Origin of the sequence: Kitasatospora sp. NPDC028055 (assembly GCF_040637885.1) — a bacterium.
Taxonomy (GTDB): Bacteria; Actinomycetota; Actinomycetes; order Streptomycetales; family Streptomycetaceae; genus Kitasatospora.
Genome location: NZ_JBEZXE010000032.1, coordinates 33,023 through 54,591 on the forward strand (window position 1 = coordinate 33,023; position 21,569 = coordinate 54,591).

The following is a 21,569-nucleotide window of genomic DNA, read 5'->3' on the forward strand; positions in this document are numbered from 1 at the left end:
GATGTCCGTGGGGGAGGTTCCACCGTACGGAAACGACGGTTGACGAACCGCCGGAGGCCCTGGTCAACTGAACCGGTGAACGCCTCGTGCCCGCTGGTGACCCGCAGCCACATCGACTTCGGTCGCGTGTGGTCGGCGGCGTGTCGCGGCTGAGCCGACCCTTCGCCCCGCCGCCGCCCGGCTGAGTCCCCGCCCGGCGCCGGCCGTCCTCCTCCCCCGCCCGTCGCGGGCCTCCGCCTGCCCACGGGCCGCCACCGCGCACCCGCGCCGCGCGCGACCGCAGCCCGTACCCGTACGGGCCGCCGTCCGCACGCGTCCGCGCCCCTCCGCGCACCCCGCACGAGGAAAGCCAGGCCCGCCATGCCCCGCCAGTTGCACCTCTCCGCCGCCATCGACAGTCCCGACCACCTCGACGCCGCCCACTACGCCGGCCTCGCCCTGCTCGCCGAGCGCGCCGGCCTGGACTTCGTCACCCTCGACGACTCCTTCACCCCCGAGCCGCGCCGCCCCGACGCACTCGCCACCCTCGCCCGGATCGCTCCGCTGACCTCGCGGATCGGCCTGGTCCCCACCGTCACCACCACCCACACCGAGCCCTTCCACACCTCCATCTCGCTCAACACCCTGGACTGGGTGAGCGCGGGCCGGGCCGGCTGGCTGGTCGGCGTCTCCGGCACCGAGGCCGAGACCAGGGCCTTCGGCCGCCGCCCGGTCGCCCCCGAGGACGAGCTGTGGGCCGAGGCGGCCGACGCCGCCGAGGTCGCCGCCCGGCTCTGGGACAGCTGGGAGGACGACGCGGAGATCCGCGACACCGCCACCGGCCGGTTCGTCGACCGCGACAAGCTGCACTACATCGACTTCGAGGGCCGGCACTTCTCGGTCCGCGGCCCCTCCATCACCCCGCGCCCGCCGCAGGGCCGCCCGGTGGTCGTGGTGCCGGTGGCCGCCGCCGACCTCGCCCGGGACGCCTCCCCCGGCGGGCGGGCCCGGGTCGCCACCGCGATCCGGTACGCCGACGTCGTCCTCCTGGACGCCCCCGACCGGGCCGCCCGGCTGACCGCCGCCACCGAACTGCGGCTGCGCTCCGGCGAACAGCTGCGCATCCTCGCCCGGCTCGACGCCGCCCTGCCCGACCGGGCCGCCGAGCAGCGGCTGCTCGCCGAACTCAGCGCCACCGGCACCGGCGTGGACGGCTTCCACCTCGTCCCCGCCGAGCCCGCGCGCGACCTGGCCGCGCTCGCCGAGCGGACCGCCCCGGCCCTGCGCGCCGCCGGACTGCTGCGCGCCGGCCACTCCGGCCGCACCCTGCGCGACCACCTCGGCCTGCCCCGTCCGGCCAGCCGCTACGCCGTCCCCGCGGCGAGCGCCCCCACCGGCTCCCCCGCCGCCGCCTCCCCCACCACCGACTCCCCCGCCCTCGCCGAGGTGACCCGATGACGGACCGTCCGCTCAAGCAGATCCACCTCGCCGCCCACTTCCCCGGCGTCAACAACACCACGGTGTGGAGCGACCCGGCCTCCGGCAGCCACATCGAGTTCGACTCCTTCCGCCACCTCGCGCAGACCGCCGAACGCGGGAAGTTCGACTTCTTCTTCCTTGCCGAGGGCCTGCGGCTGCGCGAGACCAACGGCCGCATCCACGACCTGGACGTGGTCGGCCGCCCCGAGTCGATCACCGTGCTGAACGCCCTGGCCGCCGTCACCGAACGGATCGGCCTGGCGGCCACGGTGAACGCCACCTTCAACGAGCCGTACGAACTCGCCCGCCGCTTCGCCTCCCTGGACCACCTCTCCGGCGGCCGGGCGGCCTGGAACGTGGTCACCTCCTCGGACGCCTTCACCGGGGAGAACTTCCGCCGCGGCGGCTACCTGGACCGTGCCGACCGCTACACTCGGGCCGCCGAATTCGTCGAACTGGCAAGGGAGTTCTGGGATGCCGGGGCCGCCGGGGTGCGGCACTCCGGGCCGCAGTTCGAGGTCGAGGGCCGGCTCTCCCTGCCCCGCCCGCCGCAGGGCCACCCGGTGGTCATCCAGGCCGGGGACTCCGACGAGGGGCGCGAGTTCGCCGCGTCCGCCGCCGACGTCATCTTCAGCCGCCACTCCACCCTCGCCGACGGCCAGGCCTTCCACCGCGACGTCAAACGGCGACTGGCCGCCTACGGCCGCAAGCCGGACGAGTTGAAGATCCTGCCCGCGGCCACCTTCGTCCTCGGCGACACCGACGCCGACGCCGCCGAGCGCGCCGCCGAGGTCCGCCGGGCCCAGGTCGGGCCGCAGACCACGATCAACTACCTGGAGCAGGTCTGGGGCGTCGACCTGTCCGGCCACGACCCGGACGGGCCGCTGCCGAGCGTCGACCCCGACCCGGACAGCGCGCTGGTCCAGGGCCGGGTCCGGATCCCGGACCCGGTGGGCACCGCCGCACGCTGGCGGGCGCTGGCCGCGGAGAAGAACCTGACCAGCCGTGAACTGGTCATCGAGGTGACCGGCCGGCAGTCCTTCATCGGCTCCCCCGCCACCGTCGCCGGGCAGATCGACCACTTCGTGCAGAACGACGCGGCCGACGGCTACATCCTCGTCCCCCACCTCACCCCGGGCGGCCTGGACGAGTTCGTCGACCGGGTCGTCCCGCTGCTCCAGGAACGCGGGGTGTTCCGCACCGACTACACCGGCCCGACCCTGCGCGACCACCTCGGCCTGCCGGTGCCCGGCCGGCGCTGAGGCGCGGCCCGGGTGGCCCCGGACGGTCAGATCTCGTACACCGCGCCGGCCCGGGCCAGCTCCACCGGGCCGGGGTACGCGGCGGCGGCGTCGCGGCGGTTGCGCTCGGCGTCGGTCCACGGCGGGATGTGGGTGAGCACGAGCCGGTGCGCCCCGGCGGCGGCCGCGTGCTCACCGGCCTCCCGGCCGTTGAGGTGGACGGCCTGGTAGGTGTCGCGGCCGTCCAGGTAGGCGGCCTCGCAGAGGAACAGGTCGGCGTCCCGGGCGAGTTCGACCAGCTCGGGGCACTCACCGGTGTCACCGGAGTAGACCAGCGAGCGGCCGCCGTGCTCCAGCCGGAAGGCGAAGGCGTCCACCGGGTGGTTGACCTGCGCGACGGAGACCCGGAACGGGCCGAGCTCGAAGCTGCCCGGAGTGAGCGTGCGAAACTCGAACACCTCCTTCATCCCGGGGTTCTCCGGCATGTCGTACGCCCGGGCGAGCCGCTCGGCGGTGCCGGCCGGGCCGTACACCGGGAGCAGGTCGGGGCAGCCCTCGGCGCGGTAGTTACGGGCGACCCAGTAGGCGCACAGGTCGACGCAGTGGTCCGCGTGCAGGTGGCTGAGCAGGACGGCGTCGACCTCGTAGAGGCCGGTGTACTTCTGCAGCGCGCCGAGCGCGCCGTTGCCGAGGTCCAGCACCACGCGGTAGCCGTCGGCCTCGACCAGGTAGCTGGAGCACGGCGAGTCGGCGGACGGGAAGCTCCCCGAGCACCCCACCACGGTCAGTTTCATCCGAGCCCCTCCGCCCCGACACGGTCCTGGCTGCTGTTGGCGTACGACATGGAAACAGCATGGAAAACGGCAGGCCGGGCCGGTGGACCGGCCGGTAGCACTGCGTTGGTGTGTCGAGGGTAAGGGCGGAGCAGCACTTTGCCCCCGTCCCCGTGCCGGGCTGTGGCTGGAATCACCCAGACCGCCGGGGCGGGGGCCGCGGCGCGGAATCAGCGGTGCCGGGGGCGGTTGCGGGCCCAGGTGCGGATGGTCTCGGGGTACCAGCGGGGGTGTCCGCTGCCGTCGATCACGTCCGGCTCGGGCAGCAGGCCGTGCCGCCGGTAGTTGCGGACGGTCTCGGGCTGGACGTTGATGTGCCGGGCGATCTCGGCGTACGACCACAGTGCGTCGCTGTTCACGAAGGCACCTCCGGGGGGACGGGGGCGGACGTTCGTGGGGCAGCCTTTCCGGGCGGCACCGGGACGCAGGCCGCGGAACGGGCGTCGTGGCGGATCCGTGACGAACCGGGAGCAACGTACGGACAAATGCTCAACTGTCACGGCCGACACGGTGGTGGCGTTCACCGGCGGCCCGGTACGGTTCGCGGCATGACTGGCATCTGGATCGTTCTCCTGCTGGCGGGCGTCGCCGTGCTGGCCGCCGTCGCGGCGGCGCTGGTCAGGCGCACCCGCCCGGCGTCCCGCCCGACCGCCCCGACCCGCCCGCGGCCGCGCCCGCGCACCGGGGCCGGGCCGGAGCCGCAGGAGATCTGGTGGGCCGAGGTGCCGTTCGAGGACGGCCCGGGCGCCAAGGACCGCCCCTGCCTGGTGCTGCGGGTGCACGGCCGGACCGCCACCGTCGCGAAGATCACCAGCAAGCACCACGCCGAGCGCCCGGGCGTGCTGCCGCTGCCGCCCGGTTCGGTGGGCGACCGGCAGGGCCGGACCAGCTGGCTGGAGACCGACGAGCTGCGCGAGGTGCCGCTCTCGGCCTTCCGCCGCCGGGCCGGCACCGTGGACCGCCAGGTCTGGTCCCGGGCCCAGCGGGCGCTCTCAGGTCACTGAGGCGCCAGGACACTAGGCCACTAGGCCCAGAGCTGGCCCTGCAGCGCCTCGACGGCCGCCTCGGTGGATTCGGCGGTGTAGATGCCGGTGGAGAGGTACTTCCAGCCGCCGTCCGCGACCACGAAGACGATGTCCGCGCGCTCCCCGGCGGCCGCCGCCTTGCGGCCGACGCCGATCGCGGCGTGCAGGATGGCGCCGGTGGACACGCCCGCGAAGATGCCCTCCTGCTGGAGGAGTTCGCGGGTGCGGCGGACGGCGTCGGCGGAGCCGACCGAGAAGCGGGTGGTGAGCACCTCGGCGTCGTACAGCTCGGGGACGAAGCCCTCGTCGAGGTTGCGCAGCCCGTACACCAGGTCGTCGTAGCGCGGTTCGGCGGCGACGATCCGCACGCCGGGGACCTTCTCGCGCAGGTAGCGGCCGACGCCCATCAGGGTGCCGGTGGTGCCGAGGCCGGCCACGAAGTGGGTGACGGTGGGGAGGTCGGTGAGGATCTCGGGGCCGGTGGTGGCGTAGTGGGCGCTCGCGTTGTCGGGGTTGCCGTACTGGTAGAGCATCACCCAGTCGGGGTGCTCGGCGGCGATCTCCTTGGCGATCCGCACGGCGGTGTTGGAGCCGCCGGCGGCCGGGGAGGCGATGATCTCGGCGCCCCACATCCGGAGCAGTTCGCGCCGTTCCTCGCTGGTGTTCTCGGGCATCACGCAGACCATCCGGTAGCCCTTGAGCTTGGCGGCCATGGCGAGCGAGATGCCGGTGTTGCCGCTGGTGGGCTCCAGGATGGTGCAGCCGGGGGTGAGCCGGCCGGCGGCCTCGGCGCGCTCGATCATGTGCAGCGCCGGGCGGTCCTTGATGGAGCCGGTGGGGTTGCGGTCCTCCAGCTTGGCCCAGAGGGTCACCAGGCCGCCGTCGTTGCCGGGGACGGCGGCGGACAGCCGCGGCAGGCGGACCAGCGGGGTGTTGCCGACGGCTTCGAGCGGACTGTCGTATCGCAAGGGAGGCCTCCGGCCACGGCGGTGAGGGTGAAGAGGGGCGGTTCCCCCGGCCCCGGCCCCGCCCCCGTCACGGGCAGGGCGGGTCGGCGCCGGGGGAACCGGGAGGTCAGCGGGCGCCGCCGGCCACGGCGGGCAGGATGGTGACGCTGTCGCCGTCGGCGAGGGCGGTGGAGATGCCCTCCAGGAAGCGGACGTCCTCGTCGTTCAGGTAGACGTTGACGAAGCGGCGCAGTTCGCCGCCGTCGACCAGGCGGGCGGCGATGCCCGGGTGGCGGGCGTCGAGGTCGGTGAAGAGTTCCGCGAGGTTGCTGCCGTTGCCCTCGACGGCCTTGGCGCCGTCGGTGTAGGTGCGGAGGATGGTCGGGATGCGGACCTCGATGGCCATGGGTGCGCTCCTGTGCGAGTCGTGTGAGGTGGGTGGGCCGCAGCGGGCGCGGCGGGGCGGAGGGTGCCCGGGGCTCGGCGCCGCCGGGGAGGCGGCGGGGCCCGGGTGGGGCGGGGCGGCTCTCAGCGCGAGCGCGCGGGCGTGCCGGGACAGATCGCACCGGCGTGCCGGCACAGGTCGATGTGCAGGCGCGCCACGAGGCGGGTGCCCGGGGCCTGGTTGCTCACATCGACGGAACGCATGGGCTCATCGTATAGATTCCCGGGCCCGCTCCGACATGCCCGTCCCGCGATCCGGATGCTTTCGTTTCCGATGCTGAGATTCCTCGGGGACGACAGGGGCCCGCCGACCGCTCGGGGCGGGTCGGCGGGCCGGGTCCAGGTGGGTGCCGGTCAGGCCGGGTAGGCCTCGACGACCTGGACGTCTTCCTCTGTGATCTCGCCGTCCACGATGCGGAACGAGCGGAACTGGTAGGGGTCGTCCTCGGCGGTTCCCTCGGCGGTGGAGACGAGGACGTAGTGGGCGAACGGCTCGGAGGCGTAGCTCACGTCGGTGCGGGAGGGGTAGGCCTCGGTGGCGGTGTGCGAGTGGTAGACGATCACCGGCTCCTCGTCCAGGTCGTCCATCTCGCGGTAGAGCTTGAGCAGGTCGCCCGAGTCGAACTCGTAGAAGGTGGGCGAGCGGGCCGCGTTGAGCATCGGGATGAACCGCTCGGGCCGGCCGCTGCCGGCCGGTCCGGCGACCACGCCGCAGGCCTCGTCCGGGTGGTCGGCGCGGGCGTGGGCCACGATCCGGTCGCGGATTTCTCGGGTGATGGTCAGCATGTCGGTCAGGATGCCACGCCCCGGCCGATGCCCGCCGGGGCGTCCGAGGCCCGGTCGCCGGGTGTCCGCCACCCGGTCGCGGGCCCGCGGACGCCCGGCCGTGCCGGGGGTGTCAGCCGCCGTTGCGGGCGTGCAGGTGGTCGTGGGCGACGCCGTGGACGGACTCCGGGTTGCGGCGCTTGAGCACCTGGTAGCCGATCACCAGCACCAGCGCCCAGCCGGGGAAGACGTACAGCGAGATCCGGTTGTCGGCGTCCAGGGCGATCAGCACCACGACCATGGCGAGGAAGGCGAGGGCGGCCCAGCTGGCCCAGGCGCCGCCGGGGGCCTTGAAGGTGGGCGGCGGCAGGTGGCCGGCCTGCCAGGCCTTGCGGTAGCGGATCTGCGAGATCAGGATCATCGCCCAGGTCCACAGCCCGCAGACCGTGGCGACCGAGGTGATGTACTCGAACGCCCGGGCCGGGACGAGGTAGTTGAGCACCACGCCGGCGCCCATCAGCAGGCAGGAGACGGTGATCGCGAAGGCCGGGGTGCGGCGGCTGTTGAGCTTGGTGAGCTGACCGGGGGCCTGGCCGCGCAGGGCGAGGTCGCGCAGCATCCGGCCGGTGGAGTACATCCCGGAGTTGCAGGAGGACAGCGCCGCGGTGAGCACCACGAAGTTGATGATGCCGGCCGCGGCGGGGATGCCGATCTTGCCGAAGGCGGCGACGAACGGGCTGACGCCGGGCTGGAACTCCCGCCACGGCACCAGCGAGAGGATGACCACCAGGGCGCCGATGTAGAACAGCGCGATGCGCCAGGGCAGGGTGTTGATGGCGCGCGGCAAGGTCTTCTCGGGGTTCTCGCTCTCGCCCGCGGTGACGCCGACGAGTTCGACGCCCAGGTAGGCGAACATGACGATCTGCAGGGTCATCACGGTGGCGCCGATGCCCTTGGGGAAGAAGCCGCCGTCCTGCCACAGGTGGGTGATCGACGCGGTGTCACCGGCCTTGCTGAACCCCAGGGTGAGCACGCCGATGCCGATCAGGATCATGCCGATGATGGCGGTGACCTTGACCATGGAGAACCAGAACTCGATCTCGCCGAACAGCTTCACCGAGATCAGGTTGGCCGCGTAGAGGATGACCAGGAAGGTCAACGCGCTGACCCACTGCGGGATGTCGGGCGCCCAGAACTTGACGTACACGGCGGCGGCGGTGGTCTCGGCCATGCCGGTGACGACCCAGAACAGCCAGTACGTCCAGCCGGTGACGTAGCCGGCGAAGGGGCCGAGGAACTCCCGGGCGTACTCGGCGAAACTGCCGGAGACCGGGCGGTAGGTGAGCAGTTCGCCGAGGGCGCGCATGATCACGAAGATCACCAGGCCGGCCACCGCGTAGGAGAGGATCAGGCTCGGCCCGGACTTGGAGATCGCGGTGCCGGCGCCGAGGAAGAGGCCGGTGCCGATCGCGCCGCCGATCGCGATCATCTGGATCTGGCGGCTGCCGAGCCCCCGCTCGTAGCCCTCTTCGTCCGGTTTCCCGTCGACCACCTGGTCGTAGATCTGCTCGGCCATGGTCACCCGTCCTGGTGGGTCTCGTTTGTGGGGAGAAGTCGTACCACGCCCGATCCGGATACCGGTGTTCATCTGAGCGATATTTGAGCATGCCCTGCTAGGTTTTGCCCGATTTATGCGAAAATGCCCCGGCCGATCGTCCACATACTGGACGGAACGGCCGGGGCTTGCCCGAAAGCGGGCAGGATCGCCGGGCGGAGCGGAGGAAATCGCTCCGTGGTCAGTCGGTGATCGCCTCCAGCAGCGACTCCTGGAGCGCCCCGAGCCAGAGGTACGCCATCACCAGCGGCTTGCGCTCGTCGCCGTCCGGCAGTCCGTAGAGGCCCTGTTCGTCCTCCTCGGTGATCTCCAGCCGCGCCCCGAGGGTCAGCCGCAGGTCGTTGAGCGCGCCCAGCCAGTGCAGGCAGTCGGGGGCCGCCAGCTTGAGCACCCCGCCACCGCCGAGGCCGTCCAGCGACCGGACCACCTGCAGCGCGTCGTCCCGCTTGCGGGCCCGCAGGTCGAGCTCGGTGTAGCGGCGGAACTCGGCGGAGGCCGCCTGCGCCTCGGCGTCGGCCGGCGCGGCCGGGTCGCCGTAGGCGTCCGGGAACAGCCGGGCCAGCGCCGGGTCGGCGGGCGCCTCGCTCGGCCCCTCGGCGAACAGCGCCGCCAGCGGATCGTCGCTCTCCCCGCCCGGGCCGGGGCCGATCAGCTCCAGCATCTGCACTTCCAGCGAGCGCAGGATGGAGGCCTCCACCTCGTCCAGCGCGATCGCCGCGCCACCATCGCCGGTGCTCTCGAACAACCCAGCCATCTGTATCGGTCAGCCCGTCTTCGTCGTCTTCGGCCGCACCGCCGGGGAGGCGGGCGGTCAGTCGGTCGCCCGGTCGGTCGGGCGCCGGAGGGGAGGTCAGTCGTGCTGCAGCGTCGCCCACAGGCCGTAGCCGTGCATCGCCTGGACGTCCCGCTCCATCTCCTCGCGGGAGCCGCTGGAGACCACTGCCCGACCCTTGGTGTGCACGTCCATCATCAGCTTCCGGGCCTTGTCCTTCGGGTAGCCGAAGTAGGCCTGGAAGACGTACTGGACGTAGCTCATGAGGTTGACCGGGTCGTTGTGCACGATGGTCACCCAGGGCGTGTCCGGCTCCGTCACCGGCTGTCCTTCGACCTCCGGGCGCTCGATCTCCACGGGCGCGACACTCACCGGCAGGCCTCCTCGTTGCACACTCGTCCGTGACTCCTCACGCCCCATGCTGCCATCCGGGGGACACCCGGGCGATTCCGCCCCGGGTCACGTCGAGAGAAATCGTCACTCTGACGCTAAGTGGTAGTAGCATCATCCTCATGGACGCCACATCAGTGCGCGCGGCCGGCTCGACCGCGCTGCTCACCGACCGCTACGAGCTCACCATGCTGCAGGCCGCCCTGCGCAGCGGGGCCGCGCACCGCCGCTCCGTCTTCGAGGTGTTCACCCGACGCCTCCCCAGCGGCCGCCGCTACGGCGTGATGGCCGGCACCGGCCGGGTGCTGGACGCCGTCGAGAACTTCCGCTTCGACACCGCCCAGCTGGACTGGCTGTCCGAGCAGGGCGTCGTGGACGAGGACACCCTGCGGTTCCTGGCCGACTACCGCTTCCGCGGCGACATCCACGGCTACCCCGAGGGCGAGGTCTACTTCCCCGGCTCGCCGCTGCTCACCGTCGAGGGCAGCTTCGCCGAGACGGTGATCCTGGAGACGGTCATCCTCTCCATCCTCAACTTCGACTCCGCCGTCGCGGCCGCCGCCTCCCGGATGACCGCCGCGGCCGGCGGCCGGCCGGTGATCGAACTGGGCGCCCGCCGGGCCCACGAGCAGGCCGCCGTCGCCGCCGCCCGGGCCGCCTACGTGGCCGGCTTCGCCGCCACCTCCGACCTGGAGGCGGGCTACCTGCACGGCATCCCCACCACCGGCACCTCCGCACACGCCTTCACCCTGGTGCACGACAGCGAACGCGACGCCTTCCGGGCCCAGATCGAGTCGATGGGCCGGGGCACCACCCTGCTGATCGACACCTTCGACCTGCACGAGGCCGTCCGCACCGCCGTCGAGGTGGCCGGGCCCGAACTCGGCGCGGTCCGGATCGACTCCGGCGACCTCATCCTGGCCGCCCACCGGGTCCGCCGTCAGCTCGACGAGCTCGGCGCCGAGAAGACCCGGATCATCGTCACCTCGGACCTCGACGAGTACGCCATCGCCGCCCTCGCCGCCGCCCCGGTGGACGGCTACGGGGTCGGCACCAGCCTGGTCACCGGCAGCGGCCACCCGACCTGCGCCATGGTCTACAAGCTGGTCGCCCGCGCCCAGACCCCGGACGGCCCGCTCGTCCCGGTCGCCAAGCGCGCGGCCGGCGGCAAGACCAGCATCGGCGGCCGCAAGTGGGCCGCCCGCCGACCCGACGCCGAGGGCGTCGCCGAGGCCGAGGTGGTCGGCACCGGACCGGTCCCCGAGGAACTGCGGCCCCACCTCGTCCAGGTGCCGCTGGTGCTGGCCGGCGAGACCGTCGGCCGCGAGCCGCTGACCGCCGCCCGCGACCGGCACGTCCGGGCCCGGGCCGCGCTGCCCCTGTCAGCCACCCAGCTGTCCAAGGGCGACCCGGTCATCCCCACCGAGCTGATCGACTGACCGATCTGACCGACTGCCCGAGCTGATCGACCGACCGACCTGATCGACTGCCCGACTCCCGGGCTCCGGCCCGTGGGCCGGAGCCCGAAGACGGGCCCCAAGCCTTCCGCCGCCGCGCGCCACTCCCTAGAGTCAGCCGTAGAGTTCCCCTGGAGTTCCTCCCCGGCCGTCCGGCGTTCGCGAGGAACCCGCCACCGGGGCGCACCCGCCCCCACATCCGAGGATGCGAGCCATGCACCGGGCACTGATCGTCGTCGACGTGCAGAACGACTTCTGCGAGGGCGGCAGCCTGGCCGTCGCGGGCGGCGCCGAGGTGGCCGCCGCCATCACCGACCTGATCGCCGAGTCCTCCGCCGGCTACCAGCACATCCTCGCCACCCGCGACCACCACATCGACCCGGGCGCGCACTTCTCCGCCGAGCCGGACTACGTCTCCAGCTGGCCGGTGCACTGCGTGGCCGGGACCGAAGGCGTGGGCTTCCACCCCAACTTCGCCCCCGCGGTGATCTCTGGCGCGGTCGAGGCGGTCTTCGACAAGGGCGCCTACTCGGCGGCCTACAGCGGCTTCGAGGGGCTGGACGAGAACAACCGCGGCCCGGTGGAGTGGCTGCGCGAACGGCAGGTCGACGAGATCGACGTGGTCGGCATCGCCACCGACCACTGCGTCCGGGCCACCGCCCTGGACGCCGCCCGGGCCGGCTTCACCACCCGGGTGCTGCTCGACCTCACCGCCGGGGTGGCGCCGGAGACCACCGCCGCGGCGCTGGCGGAGCTGGAGGCGGCCGGGGTCGAGCTGGTCGGCGTGCCGGTGGTCCGGCCGGCGTGAGGCGGGCGTACTGAACGGGGCGTACTGAGCCCGGCCGCTCGGCCCGGCGTACTGGGCCCGGCGCACTGAGCCCGGTCGCTCGGCCCGACGTACTGGGCCCGGCCGCTGGGCCCGGCCCGGGCCCGATCGGGGCCCGGGGGCCGGGTGCGCGGCCGGTGCTCAGACCACCATCAGCTCCACCACGTCCGTCCCGCCCGCCCGGTAGGCCTCGCGCAGCTCACCGCCGACCGCCTCCGGTTCCGCGGCCAGCCGGGCGCCGGAGACGTACACCACCCGGATCCCCAGGTACTCCATCCGGTGCTGGCCGCCGCGCACCCAGGCGGCCTCGCCCTCGCTGACACAGCGCAGGTCCGAGTCCACCTCCACCGCGACGCCCTGCTCCGGCCAGTAGAGGTCCGGGACACCGATGTAGGTGCCGCCGCGCATCCGCAGCTCCGGGGCGACCAGCGGGGCGGGCAGCAGCCACTCGTCCACCAGCCGGTCGACCTTCTCCAGCACGAAGTCCCGTTCGGCGGCGAGGAGTTCGTCCAGCGCGGCGCGCACCCGGGGCTCCCCGGTCAGCCCCGACTCGATCAGCTCGGCGGCCAACTCCCGTACCGTGCAGCGGTTCTCCGGGCGGGCGACGGCCTCCCGGAGCACCTCGCGCACCGGCACCGGGGCGTCCACCGGGAGCCCGTCCGCCGTCCACTCGACCAGCGCGTCGGAGACCGCCCGGGCCACCGGCGCGCAGGCCAGGCCGTGCACCGAGCGGGCCACCAACTCCCGTTCGGTGCGCCGGATCCGCACCTCGCCGGCGTCCTTGAGCCGACGCTGGCGGGGCACCAGGACGTCCACCCCGGTCACCGCGGGCAGCCGGGGCACGGCGGCGAAGCCGTACAGCGCCAGCGCGGCCGCCCCGGTGATCACCGCGCCCTCCCGGCGGCCCTCCTCCCGGCCGTTCTGCGCCGCGTACAGCAGCGCGGCCCACATCCGCTGCTCCGGGGTGGGCTCGCCGGACTGGAGCAGGTAGACCCTGGGCAGCAGCCGCTGCCAGGGGCCGCCGTGGCGGCAGTGCTCGGTGATGACCCGGGCCGGCACGCCCCGGGCGCGCAGCTGGCTCGCGGTGACGACGTTCTGCTGACGCTTCGCCAGCTCCTCCAGGGACGGCGGCGGCGAGGGGATCCGGTAGTTCATGCGCGCCCCTCGACGAATCGCTCACTACGTTCGCTCATGCGCCCACCATCCCCAACCGCCACGCCCCCCGTGCCACTGCCTGACGCACTGTTACTCAACCGTCGCGAAACCGGGACCAGCCTGCACTAAAGTCCTCATACCCTCACTCATTTGGAGTAAATGACGTTCATATGGCTATCAGGTTTGATCGAAAAGGATCGCCCACCTGGCCGTCTGACCCAGAGTGATCAAGGGCATACGGCGAGGGACCCCCGGGGCGTCAAACGCGCTTCCGGGATTGCCTAGGCTTACGTCATGTCACGTGACGAGACCGCCGGCCTCCGCGCGGCCCAGCTCCGCCTCGGCCGTCTGCCCGGGTACGTCCGCCGCCCGGATCCGGCCCGCCGCAGCGGCGAGAAGGGCCATACGTACAAGAAGGGCTGGGAGGTCCGCTTCACCGCCCGGAGCGAGGCCGAGATAGCAGAGATCCGCGACCTCGTGGTCGCCGCCGGGTTCGCCCCGGCCAGACCCTTCTTCAAGGGCCACCAGCTCATCCAGCCGGTCTACGGCATGGCCGCCGTCCAGGCCTACCTGGCCGCTAGACAGGCGGCCGAGGAACACGCCGAGCGGGTCGAGCTCGGGCGCCGACGACGGGCGGCGGGGGCGCGCACGGGCGCGACGCACGCCGGAGGGGCGCACGCCGCCGGGCAGCACGCCGTCGGCCACGCGGCGAACGGGCATCCGGCAGGCGGCCACCCGGCGAACGGACATCAGGCCAGCGGACACCAGGTCAGCGGGCATCCGGCGGGCAGCCACCCGGCCAATGGGCATTCGGCGGGCAGCCACCCGGCCAACGGGCATCAGGTCGGCGGGCATCCGGCGGGCGCACACGCCGCAGCCGGTCACCCCTCGGCCGCGCACGCCACCTCCGCGCCCGGCACCCACCGGTGCGAGCGCGAGGCGGCCGCCGCCGGCGCCGCCGCTGCTGCCGCGGCAGCGGCCGCGACGGCCGCCCAGCTGGCCCGGCGCCGGGCCGTCGAGTCCTTCCCCGCCCAGGTCGAGCGCGGCAACACCGCCGACGACCTGACCGCACCCACGGAGGCCCGGCCGAACCCCTGACCGGGCGGCACCTCCCCGCCCCGATCCGCGCCCCGGTCGCCGCAGGCCGCCGGGGCGCTTTCGACGCACCCACCGCCACCCGGCCCGGCGCAACCCCCCGTCGTGAGCGCGGTTGCGCAGACGGTTGTGCGGTCCCGGCTTCGCGCCCTGGGCGTGGACGCCGGACCCGGCAGGCCCTACGGTGGCACCTCAACTGCCGTGCGACCCCTGCCGTCCCGTACCACCTGACCAGCTACGACACGCTCGCACCCACGTCCCCCGCAGCACTGTGCAGCACTCCCTCCCGACCGAGCCCCGGCGGCCCGGTCGACCCACCACCGGCCCTCGATCGGCCCTCGATCGGCCCGCCACCGGCCTCCACCGGCAGTACCGCCGCCGCGCCGCACCGCCCGTCACCGGATCCGGACGCGCCGCAGCGGGTTCCAGGCATTCCATCGGATTGGTCACCCAGCGCACCGAGGGCCTACCGTAGAGTGAGCACAGATGATCGACCATCAGAAACCCATCTCCCCTTCCGAGAAGACGAGATGACCAACCGTCACACGAGCGCCGCCGAACCACCCCCGGGGTCCGGCGAACCGGAGGACGTACCGCTGGAGTTCGCGGCCTTCTGCGAACTCCACCGCCCCCGGTACCTCAGCTACGCCCGGGTGTGGCTGACCGAGCACGCTGACGCGGCCACCGCCGTCCAACAGGCGTTCGCCGAAATCGCCGTTCAGTGGCGGGAGTTGCTCACCAGCCCCAACCCGACCGCGCTCGCCTGGCAGATCCTGCGCGGCACCGTCGCCGAACACACCCCGCAGGAGACCCCCGTCCCCGACCGCCACCCCGCCGACGACGACCTGGCGATCCTGCACTACGTCGTCGGCCTCGCCGCCCCCGAGATCGCCGACGTCATCGGCACCGACACCGCCAGCGTCGCCGGCCGGCTCCGGCGCACCATGCTCCGCGAGGCCTCCGGCTGGTGAACCGCGGCGACCGGGTCAGACCCGCTCGCCCGTCACGTCGAACAGGTGGTGCACCGGGTCGTGGATCAGGTAGCGGGCGAAGGACTCGACGGTGAAGCGCGCCCCGTCGCTACGGCTCCCGGTCCGCCCCCACTGCTCCCCCGACACCGCCCCGAACGCCGCCGCCAACGCCTCCGCGGCCTCCGCCAGCTCCCCGGACACCACCTGCGGCCGCTGCTCCCGGTAGCGCTCGGCGACCGCCGTCTCGTCCTGGTCCCAGTTCGCGAAGAGCGGGCCGTCCTGGTCGAGCATCAGGTCCAGCCGGACCAGGAACAGCCGGAAGACGTCCCGGACGTGGCAGGCGTACTCGAGGTCCGACCACACCCCCGGGGCCGGCCGACGGCGCAGCCCGTCCTCGTCCCCCGCCAGCACCGCCAGCCAGGCCGCGGCGTTCGCCCGGACCATCGCGGCGACCTCCGTCGGGGCCACCGCCGGAGTGTCCAACCCGCAGTCGGGGCAGGCGCGTTCGAGCACCCAGGTCCAGTCCTTGGTGTCGGGGACGAGGGCGTCGGGGACGAGGGTGCCGGCGGGGTTCGCGTCGGCGGGGTTCGCGTCGGCGGGGTTCGCGAGGTGCTGGTCAGAAGTGCTCATGGGCCCAGCATGGCCGCCCCGCACCCCGCCCCACCAGCGGCAAGGCCGCCAGCGACCGCCGAAATGCTGCCAGCCCCGGCGCGCTCGGATCAGCCCCTGGCGAGCCGGATCAGCCCCCGGCGCGCTCGTACTCCAGCCGGGCTGCCAGCAGGCTGCCCAGGTTCTCCCGGCTCCACGCGCACACCGCGTCCATCGGCCCCAGCAGCGTCCGCCCCAACGGCGTCAGCGCGTACTCGACCCGCGGCGGATTCTCCGCGTACTCGGTCCGGACCACCGCGCCGTCCTGCTCCATCGACCGCAGCGACTCCGTCAGCACCTTCGCCGTGATGCCCGCCAACGGCACCCGCAGCTCCGAGAACCGGCGCGGCCCGCCCTCCAGACAACGGATGATCCGCCAGGCCCACTTGCGGCTGCCCAGCACCGGCACCGACTGCACCGTGCAGTCGGCCGGGAAGAAGTCCGCCGGCAACGGCGCCGGCCCCGTCTGCGTCATGCCCCGACCGTACCCGCCGGGCCGGCTCCGCGGCAGCCCGTCCCCGGCCGTCGGCGCCGGTTCCGTTGAAGTAACCGGCACCCCCCGGTCTACCGTCACTGCACCGGCGGGCCCCAACGGCCCGCCACCGACCCGACGGAGGCCCCCATGACCACCACCACGCCCCGGCAGCAGCACCGCGCGGACGTCATCGTCTACGGCGCGGGCGGGCAGGTCGGCCGCGCCCTGATCACCGAGGCCCGCCGCCGCGGCCTCACCGTCACCGCCGCCGTCCGCGACCCCGAGCGCCACGCCGACCTCGCCCGCGAGGGCGTCACCCTGGTGCGCTGCGACGTCACCGACCCGGCCGCCGTCGCCGCCACCGCCCCCGGGCACCCCGCCGCCGTCAGCTCCGTCTACACCCCAGACACCCCGTCCACCGAGTTCTACCGCGCCGCCACCAGCGCCCTCGTCGACGGCCTCGGCCGCGCCGGCGTCCCGCGGCTGCTCAGTGTCGGCGTCGCCACCACCCTGCAGACCGCCCCCGGCGTCGCCGTCCACGACGACCCCGCGTTCCCCGAGGCCCACCGCACCTTCTCCCTCGGCCACTCCGCCGCCCTCGACCTGCTCCACGCCTCCCCCGCCACCCTCGACTGGGTCGTCGTCACCCCGCCCATGGACCTCGACCGCACCGCCCCCGGCACCGGCCGCTACCGGGTCGGCGGCCCCCACGTCCTCGGCCCCCGGATCGCCCAGGCCGACCTGGCCCTCGCCCTCGTCGACGAACTCACCACCCCCACCCACCACCGGCAGCAGATCGCCGTCGCCGAATAAGCCCCGCACCGAAAATCCCGGCACGAACCGGCCCCACCGGGCATCCTGGGCACCATGGCCACGGACCTCTCAGCCCTCGCGGTGAAACCCACCCTGCACGGCCCCACCATCCGCCTCGTTCCCCTGGCGGCCCGGCACACCGACCCACTGTGGGCGCACTGCACCGACCAGGGGACCAACCGCCTCACCGGCACCCGCACCGCCTTCACCCGCGACCAGATCGCCCAGTGGTGCGCCACCCGCGCCGACCGGCCCGACCGGCTCGACCTCGCCGTCGAGGACCCGACCACCGGCCGCTTCCTCGGCGACACCGCCCTCACCAACGTCGACCCGGACAACAACTCCGCCGACTACCGGATCGCCCTCACCCCCGACAGCGTCGGCCGCGGCATCGGCACCGAGACCACCATCCTGGTCCTCCGCCACGCCTTCGCCACCGTCGGCCTCCACCGCGTCCACCTCGACGTCTTCGAGTACAACGAACGCGCCGCCCGCGCCTACACCAAGGCCGGCTTCGTCCTCGAAGGCCGCGCCCGCCAGGCCCACCACTGGGACGGCCGCTACTGGGACGTCCTCCACATGGCCGCCCTACGCGACGACTGGCTCAGCACTCACTGACCCACCCGCCGCCTCCGCCGCCGCAGCACCACGGCGGCCACCGCGGCCCCCACCACCACGACCCCGGCGACGACCACCGGGCCGGTGACGTCGCTGCCACCTGACGTGGCCTCGGGCACTGCCGAGGGTTGGCCTGTCGCGTCGGTCTCGTCATCGCTCGGTGGTGCGCCCAACGACTCGGGCCGGTTCGCGAGCGGATTCTCCTTCGGCCCGTTGTCCACCGCCGGATTCGGCTCCAGCGCCTTCTCCGGGGCGACGACCCCATAGCCGTAGTGGACATTGGGCACCACTGTGCCATCCGGCGGGGGAGTCGCCGACTTGATCATTCTGTTGATCACCTGCCCTGCGGACAGATTCGGATACTTGGACCGGATGAGAGCCGCAGTAGCGGAAACGTAGGCAGTGGAGTCGGACGTACCGTTCCCGATCGCATAGCTCGTCGAGGATTTGGCCGAAGCACGGTAGATCTCCACACCAGGTGCGAGGAGCGTGAGTTCGGGACCGGGCTTGGAGCTGCCCCACACCACCCCCTTGGAGTCCGCAGCCCCGACAGCCACCACTCCGGGAAAGGCGGCCGGATAGTTGACGCTCAGGTCCGCGACGCTGTTGCCGGCTCCCCCGACCAGTACAGCGTCCTTCGACACCGCGTATTCCACCGCTTTCCGAGCCTGCGAGTCGAAGTGGAACGGTCCCCCGATGGACATATTGATGACCGTCGCACCGTGGTCCACCGCGAAACGAATCGCCGCCGCCAGATCGTTCTGCTCCGGCATCGGACCGCCATCGCCCGTTCTCACCTTCACCGGCAGAATCTTCGCCTTGGGCGCCAACCCCATCACTCCGGCCTGCGCACCGTGCCCGTGCCCCGCGATCAGGCTCGCCATGCCGGTGCCGTGACCGTCCGTGTCAGTACGACCGTCCGACTTGGTCCCGGAAAAGTCAGCCCCCGGAAGCACCTGCCCAGTCAGGTCCTGGTGGTCCGGATTCACCCCGCTGTCGATCACCGCGACAGTGACACCCTCGCCCTGGCTCACCGGCCAGACCGCCGTCTCAGCCCCGAATGTCTTGAGAGCCCACTGCTGGTCCCTGACCTCATCGGCCGAGACCGCCGGTGTGGCAACGCCCCAGACCAATGCCCCCACCGCCAGGACCGCCGCACCACGCACCAACAACCCGCTCCCCCAACCCCGTTTTCCGACCTGCGCGATGCGAGCAGAACAAATCTCACTTCACCACGGCCGCTTCGCCGGAAGTTCCCCACTGCCCACCACTACTGGGTCACCCCTCAATGGCCGGCCCCGCCGTACGGCGGATGCGGCGCATACGGCCCCCCAGCCACCCGCCGCCTCCGCCGCCGCACCACCAGCCCCGCCACCACCGCGGCCCCCACCACCACGACCCCGGCCGCACCGGCGACCAGCACCGGGCCACTGCCGCCGCTGCCGCCACCGGCCTCGGGCACCACGGGCGCCACGGACGGCGCATCCGACGCATCGCTGTCGTCGTTGGTCGGCGGCGCGCCCTTCGACTCCGGCCGGTTGACCAGCGGGTTCGCCTTCGGCCCGTTGTCCACCGCGGGGTTCGGCTCCAGCGCCTTCGCGGGGTCGAGAAGCCCGTAGCCGTAGTGGTTGTTGGGTACGACCGTCCCGTTGGCGGGAGGCGTGGCCGACTTGATCAACCGGTTGATCACCTGCCCGGCGGACAGGTCCGGATACTTGGACCGGATGAGCGCAGCAGTGGCCGAAACATAGGCAGTGGAATCAGAAGTGCCGTTTCCGGCTCCATAGCTCGTCGAGGATTTGGCGGTGGCGCGGTAGATATCAGCGCCGGGCGCGACGAGCGTGGTTTCCGGCCCGGGCGTGGAACGGTCCCACACGCCCCCATTGGAATCCACCGCTCCCACGGCCACGACCCCAGGGAAGGCAGCGGGGTACCGAACGCCGTCCGGGTCATCACCAGAGTTGCCTACACCCGCGACCAACACGACATCCTTCGAGACCGCGTAGTCGACGGCCTTCCTCAGCTCTGAATCGAGGCGCAAGGACCCTCCCAGGGACACGTTGACGACCCTCGCGCCGTGATCCACTGCGAAACGGATCGCATCCGCGAACCCGGACTGCTGAGGAGTGGAATCATCACCTTCCGTCCCCACCTTCACCGGTAGGATCTTCGCCTTCGGAGCCAACCCCATGACCCCGGCCTGTGATCCGTGGCCGTGCCCCGCGATCAGGCTCGCCATCCCGGTACCGTGGCCGTCACTGTCGGCTCGGCCGTCCGTCTTGCCGCCAGAGAAGTCGGCCCCCGGCAGCACCTGCCCGGTCAGGTCCTGGTGATCTTGATTCACCCCTGTGTCGATCACCCCGACGACGACCCCGTCGCCTTGACTGACCGGCCAGACCTTGGCCTCGGCCCCAAAGGTCTTCAGAGCCCATTGATGGTCCCTGATCTGGTCAGCCGATGCCGATGGTGCAGTGACACTCCAGATCAGCGTCCCAGCGGCAAGGACCGCTGTACCTCGTGCCAACAGGCGGCTCGCCAAACCCGGTCACCCCACTCAACGAGGCATCCCGCAGATCACCGACCTGCGGGATGCGATCAGATCACCCGTCCGCTTGCGGACCGGCCTCATTTCACCACGTTCGGATTGGCCGGCTTGTCCGACGCCCAGGTTTCCTCATCCTCGACAAGGTAGTCCGGCCGCTCGCCGTTCTTCCCTCTCTCCTTCTTTCGATGCTGTGCTGCACTCATCGGCATGCCGGGCGCCATTGCGCCAGAACCACCGGTTCCGAGTTCGACACCGACCCGGTTACGCGCTCCCAGCCCGGATCCGCCTTCCGTGAAGGCCTGCCTGCCTCGCGCTCCGGCGCCAGGAGGCAGCGGCTCACGGACAGCACCGCCGGGCCGGGCAGCTGAGCCGCCCGCCTGCTCGGCTCCGGGCATGGCTCGACCCCCAACACCGGTGCCCGGGTAGACCTTGCCACTGGTAGCTCGGCCCGTACCGGGGCCCGCTCCCTCCGCCGGCGTCGCACCGCCGAGGAACTCCCTGGCACCCATGCCCAACCCGCTCGGCCCAGCCACGCCTGGCGGATTGATCACCGCCTGCCCTCCTCCAGCCGTGATCGGTCCGCTCGTAGGGCCCACGGGTGGCGCAGTGCTCAGACCAGACGTCTGGGTCCCGGAGGTGACCGGACTCGGAATGCTGCCGCTCGGGCGAGACACCGGGGTACCCGAGATACCCGCGTCGGGGTTACGGCTCCTGACAGTCGATGCCTGCGCTGTACCGCCCTTGATCCCCGAATCGGTCAGGGCGGGCGTGCTCCTCGACGCGTAGCGATCCACCGTCGAAGGCGCTGAAACTGTCGATCGCCGCGGCGCCGGCCCACTCGTCACTCGCTGTGATGTTCCCGCAGTCCCGAACGAGGTTCCTGAGATCATCGCTGCCGCCGCCATTGCGGCTCCGCTCTGGTCCTGTGAGCCGACATCGCGTACGTCATCGATCGTTCCCGGCTTCGCCGGAGACTTGGAGCCCGGCAGTGACGGGGCCTTCAAGGCCGGGGTCGCGATGCGGTAGTGCATGGCGAGGGTCTGCATGACGGCCGCCGCTTCGGCCTTCTTCTGGTCCGTGAGCTGGATGTGGTCGTCCTCGCTGCTGAAGAAGTCCCCGACCTTGTCCTTGAACTGGTCCCAGGTGCCCGGTTCCTCGGGCATGGTGCGCTTGGCCGTCGCCATCGCCTCGGACATGTTGTGCAGCGTGTTGGCCGCGTCGTTGGCGTACGCGGCGGCCTCGTTGATGTTGGCGGCGAGGGTCAGCATCGAGGTGTGGAAGGAGTCGCTGGTGGTGCCCTCCCAGGTGGTGGCCGCCTCGGTGCTCGCGTTGGTGAGGGTCTTGCGGATCTCCTTGAGCGTGGTCGCCGCCTTGCGCCACGGGTCGCCGGCGGCCATCACCGCGCCCGGGTCGAGGGCCTGCGCCATCTTGCGGAGATCGGCATGGCTGTACTTGGTGAAGTCGGTGTAGGTCACG

At 72.5% G+C, this 21,569-nt stretch carries 24 protein-coding genes; 9 read left to right on the forward strand and 15 right to left on the reverse strand.

Going from position 1 to position 21,569, the window contains the following annotated elements; all coding sequences use genetic code 11:
- Positions 1-360: 360 nt before the first annotated feature.
- Both AB0F71_RS26885 and AB0F71_RS26890 read left to right on the forward strand, forming a co-directional pair.
- Complete coding sequence (locus AB0F71_RS26885; protein ID WP_360238948.1) at positions 361-1,437, forward strand: LLM class flavin-dependent oxidoreductase; 1,077 nt, start codon at positions 361-363, stop codon at positions 1,435-1,437.
- Entirely contained in the window at positions 1,434-2,720 is a 1,287-nt protein-coding gene (locus AB0F71_RS26890) for an LLM class flavin-dependent oxidoreductase (protein ID WP_360238951.1), read from the forward strand. Before AB0F71_RS26885 ends, AB0F71_RS26890 begins: the two co-directional genes overlap by 4 nt.
- A 26-nt stretch (positions 2,721-2,746) precedes the next feature.
- Here AB0F71_RS26890 and AB0F71_RS26895 read toward each other — a convergent pair whose 3' ends face one another.
- Entirely contained in the window at positions 2,747-3,493 is a 747-nt protein-coding gene (locus AB0F71_RS26895) for an MBL fold metallo-hydrolase (protein WP_360238954.1), read from the reverse strand.
- Between the two features lie 209 nt (positions 3,494-3,702).
- Positions 3,703-3,891, reverse strand: a complete 189-nt coding sequence (locus tag AB0F71_RS26900) for a MerR family transcriptional regulator (RefSeq protein ID WP_360238957.1) — start codon at positions 3,889-3,891, stop codon at positions 3,703-3,705.
- A 189-nt stretch (positions 3,892-4,080) separates the two neighbouring features.
- On the opposite strand from AB0F71_RS26900, the gene AB0F71_RS26905 reads away from it, so the two are divergent.
- Positions 4,081-4,536 (forward strand): type II toxin-antitoxin system PemK/MazF family toxin, encoded by a 456-nt coding sequence (locus tag AB0F71_RS26905; RefSeq protein ID WP_360238960.1) that lies wholly within the window; start codon positions 4,081-4,083, stop codon positions 4,534-4,536.
- 20 nt (positions 4,537-4,556) lie between these two features.
- Here the strand turns inward: AB0F71_RS26905 and AB0F71_RS26910 are convergent, their stop codons facing one another.
- From AB0F71_RS26910 to clpS, 7 genes are all read right to left on the reverse strand, one after another.
- Entirely contained in the window at positions 4,557-5,525 is a 969-nt protein-coding gene (locus tag AB0F71_RS26910) for a cysteine synthase (protein ID WP_360238963.1), read from the reverse strand.
- Between the two features lie 106 nt (positions 5,526-5,631).
- The gene (locus tag AB0F71_RS26915; RefSeq protein WP_097237732.1) at positions 5,632-5,910 is read right to left on the reverse strand and encodes a MoaD/ThiS family protein; all 279 of its coding nucleotides are present in this window, start codon (positions 5,908-5,910) and stop codon (positions 5,632-5,634) included.
- A 122-nt stretch (positions 5,911-6,032) separates the two neighbouring features.
- Entirely contained in the window at positions 6,033-6,152 is a 120-nt protein-coding gene (locus AB0F71_RS26920) for a putative leader peptide (protein WP_317621128.1), read from the reverse strand.
- 150 nt (positions 6,153-6,302) lie between these two features.
- Positions 6,303-6,734 carry a M67 family metallopeptidase gene (locus AB0F71_RS26925; protein ID WP_360238966.1) on the reverse strand — a complete coding sequence of 144 codons (432 nt, stop codon included), beginning with the start codon at positions 6,732-6,734 and terminating at the stop codon, positions 6,303-6,305.
- 112 nt (positions 6,735-6,846) lie between these two features.
- Positions 6,847-8,289: an amino acid permease gene (locus AB0F71_RS26930; RefSeq protein WP_360238969.1), complete on the reverse strand. Its 1,443-nt coding sequence runs from the start codon at positions 8,287-8,289 to the stop codon at positions 6,847-6,849.
- 220 nt (positions 8,290-8,509) lie between these two features.
- Positions 8,510-9,082: a DUF2017 domain-containing protein gene (locus tag AB0F71_RS26935; RefSeq protein ID WP_360238972.1), complete on the reverse strand. Its 573-nt coding sequence runs from the start codon at positions 9,080-9,082 to the stop codon at positions 8,510-8,512.
- A gap of 96 nt (positions 9,083-9,178) precedes the next feature.
- Positions 9,179-9,472 carry an ATP-dependent Clp protease adapter ClpS gene (clpS, locus tag AB0F71_RS26940; protein ID WP_030284071.1) on the reverse strand — a complete coding sequence of 98 codons (294 nt, stop codon included), beginning with the start codon at positions 9,470-9,472 and terminating at the stop codon, positions 9,179-9,181.
- 140 nt (positions 9,473-9,612) lie between these two features.
- Here clpS and AB0F71_RS26945 point away from each other — a divergent pair, with 140 nt between their 5' ends.
- The gene (locus tag AB0F71_RS26945) at positions 9,613-10,929 is read left to right on the forward strand and encodes a nicotinate phosphoribosyltransferase (protein WP_360238975.1); all 1,317 of its coding nucleotides are present in this window, start codon (positions 9,613-9,615) and stop codon (positions 10,927-10,929) included.
- Between the two features lie 232 nt (positions 10,930-11,161).
- Complete coding sequence (locus tag AB0F71_RS26950; protein ID WP_360238978.1) at positions 11,162-11,755, forward strand: isochorismatase family protein; 594 nt, start codon at positions 11,162-11,164, stop codon at positions 11,753-11,755.
- A gap of 159 nt (positions 11,756-11,914) precedes the next feature.
- On the opposite strand, the gene AB0F71_RS26955 is transcribed toward AB0F71_RS26950, so the two are convergent.
- On the reverse strand, positions 11,915-12,928 hold the full coding sequence (locus AB0F71_RS26955; protein WP_360238981.1) for a hypothetical protein: 1,014 nt from the start codon (positions 12,926-12,928) through the stop codon (positions 11,915-11,917).
- 294 nt (positions 12,929-13,222) lie between these two features.
- On the opposite strand from AB0F71_RS26955, the gene AB0F71_RS26960 reads away from it, so the two are divergent.
- Together AB0F71_RS26960 and AB0F71_RS26965 are read left to right on the forward strand one after the other, a co-directional pair.
- Positions 13,223-14,026 carry a hypothetical protein gene (locus AB0F71_RS26960; protein WP_360238983.1) on the forward strand — a complete coding sequence of 268 codons (804 nt, stop codon included), beginning with the start codon at positions 13,223-13,225 and terminating at the stop codon, positions 14,024-14,026.
- Positions 14,027-14,553: 527 nt separating this feature from the next.
- Positions 14,554-14,994, forward strand: a complete 441-nt coding sequence (locus AB0F71_RS26965) for a hypothetical protein (protein ID WP_360238986.1) — start codon at positions 14,554-14,556, stop codon at positions 14,992-14,994.
- Between the two features lie 15 nt (positions 14,995-15,009).
- Here the strand turns inward: AB0F71_RS26965 and AB0F71_RS26970 are convergent, their stop codons facing one another.
- Together AB0F71_RS26970 and AB0F71_RS26975 are read right to left on the reverse strand one after the other, a co-directional pair.
- The gene (locus AB0F71_RS26970; protein ID WP_360238989.1) at positions 15,010-15,624 is read right to left on the reverse strand and encodes a DinB family protein; all 615 of its coding nucleotides are present in this window, start codon (positions 15,622-15,624) and stop codon (positions 15,010-15,012) included.
- Positions 15,625-15,733: 109 nt separating this feature from the next.
- A complete protein-coding gene (locus AB0F71_RS26975) occupies positions 15,734-16,117 on the reverse strand; it encodes a helix-turn-helix domain-containing protein (RefSeq protein WP_360238992.1) in 384 nt (127 codons plus the stop codon).
- Between the two features lie 147 nt (positions 16,118-16,264).
- Between AB0F71_RS26975 and AB0F71_RS26980 the strand changes: the two genes are divergently transcribed.
- Both AB0F71_RS26980 and AB0F71_RS26985 read left to right on the forward strand, forming a co-directional pair.
- On the forward strand, positions 16,265-16,930 hold the full coding sequence (locus AB0F71_RS26980) for an NAD(P)H-binding protein (RefSeq protein ID WP_360238995.1): 666 nt from the start codon (positions 16,265-16,267) through the stop codon (positions 16,928-16,930).
- Between the two features lie 54 nt (positions 16,931-16,984).
- Positions 16,985-17,548, forward strand: coding sequence for a GNAT family protein (locus tag AB0F71_RS26985; protein WP_360238998.1), 564 nt, complete (start codon positions 16,985-16,987; stop codon positions 17,546-17,548).
- Here AB0F71_RS26985 and mycP (AB0F71_RS26990) read toward each other — a convergent pair.
- The 3 genes from mycP (AB0F71_RS26990) to AB0F71_RS27000 form a co-directional block, all read right to left on the reverse strand.
- Positions 17,542-18,714, reverse strand: a complete 1,173-nt coding sequence (gene mycP, locus AB0F71_RS26990) for a type VII secretion-associated serine protease mycosin (RefSeq protein WP_360239001.1) — start codon at positions 18,712-18,714, stop codon at positions 17,542-17,544. The genes AB0F71_RS26985 and mycP (AB0F71_RS26990) overlap by 7 nt on opposite strands.
- Before the next feature lie 119 nt (positions 18,715-18,833).
- A complete protein-coding gene (mycP, locus tag AB0F71_RS26995; RefSeq protein WP_360239004.1) occupies positions 18,834-20,087 on the reverse strand; it encodes a type VII secretion-associated serine protease mycosin in 1,254 nt (417 codons plus the stop codon).
- Between the two features lie 86 nt (positions 20,088-20,173).
- Positions 20,174-21,568, reverse strand: coding sequence for a hypothetical protein (locus AB0F71_RS27000; protein ID WP_360239007.1), 1,395 nt, complete (start codon positions 21,566-21,568; stop codon positions 20,174-20,176).
- Position 21,569 lies beyond the last annotated feature (1 nt).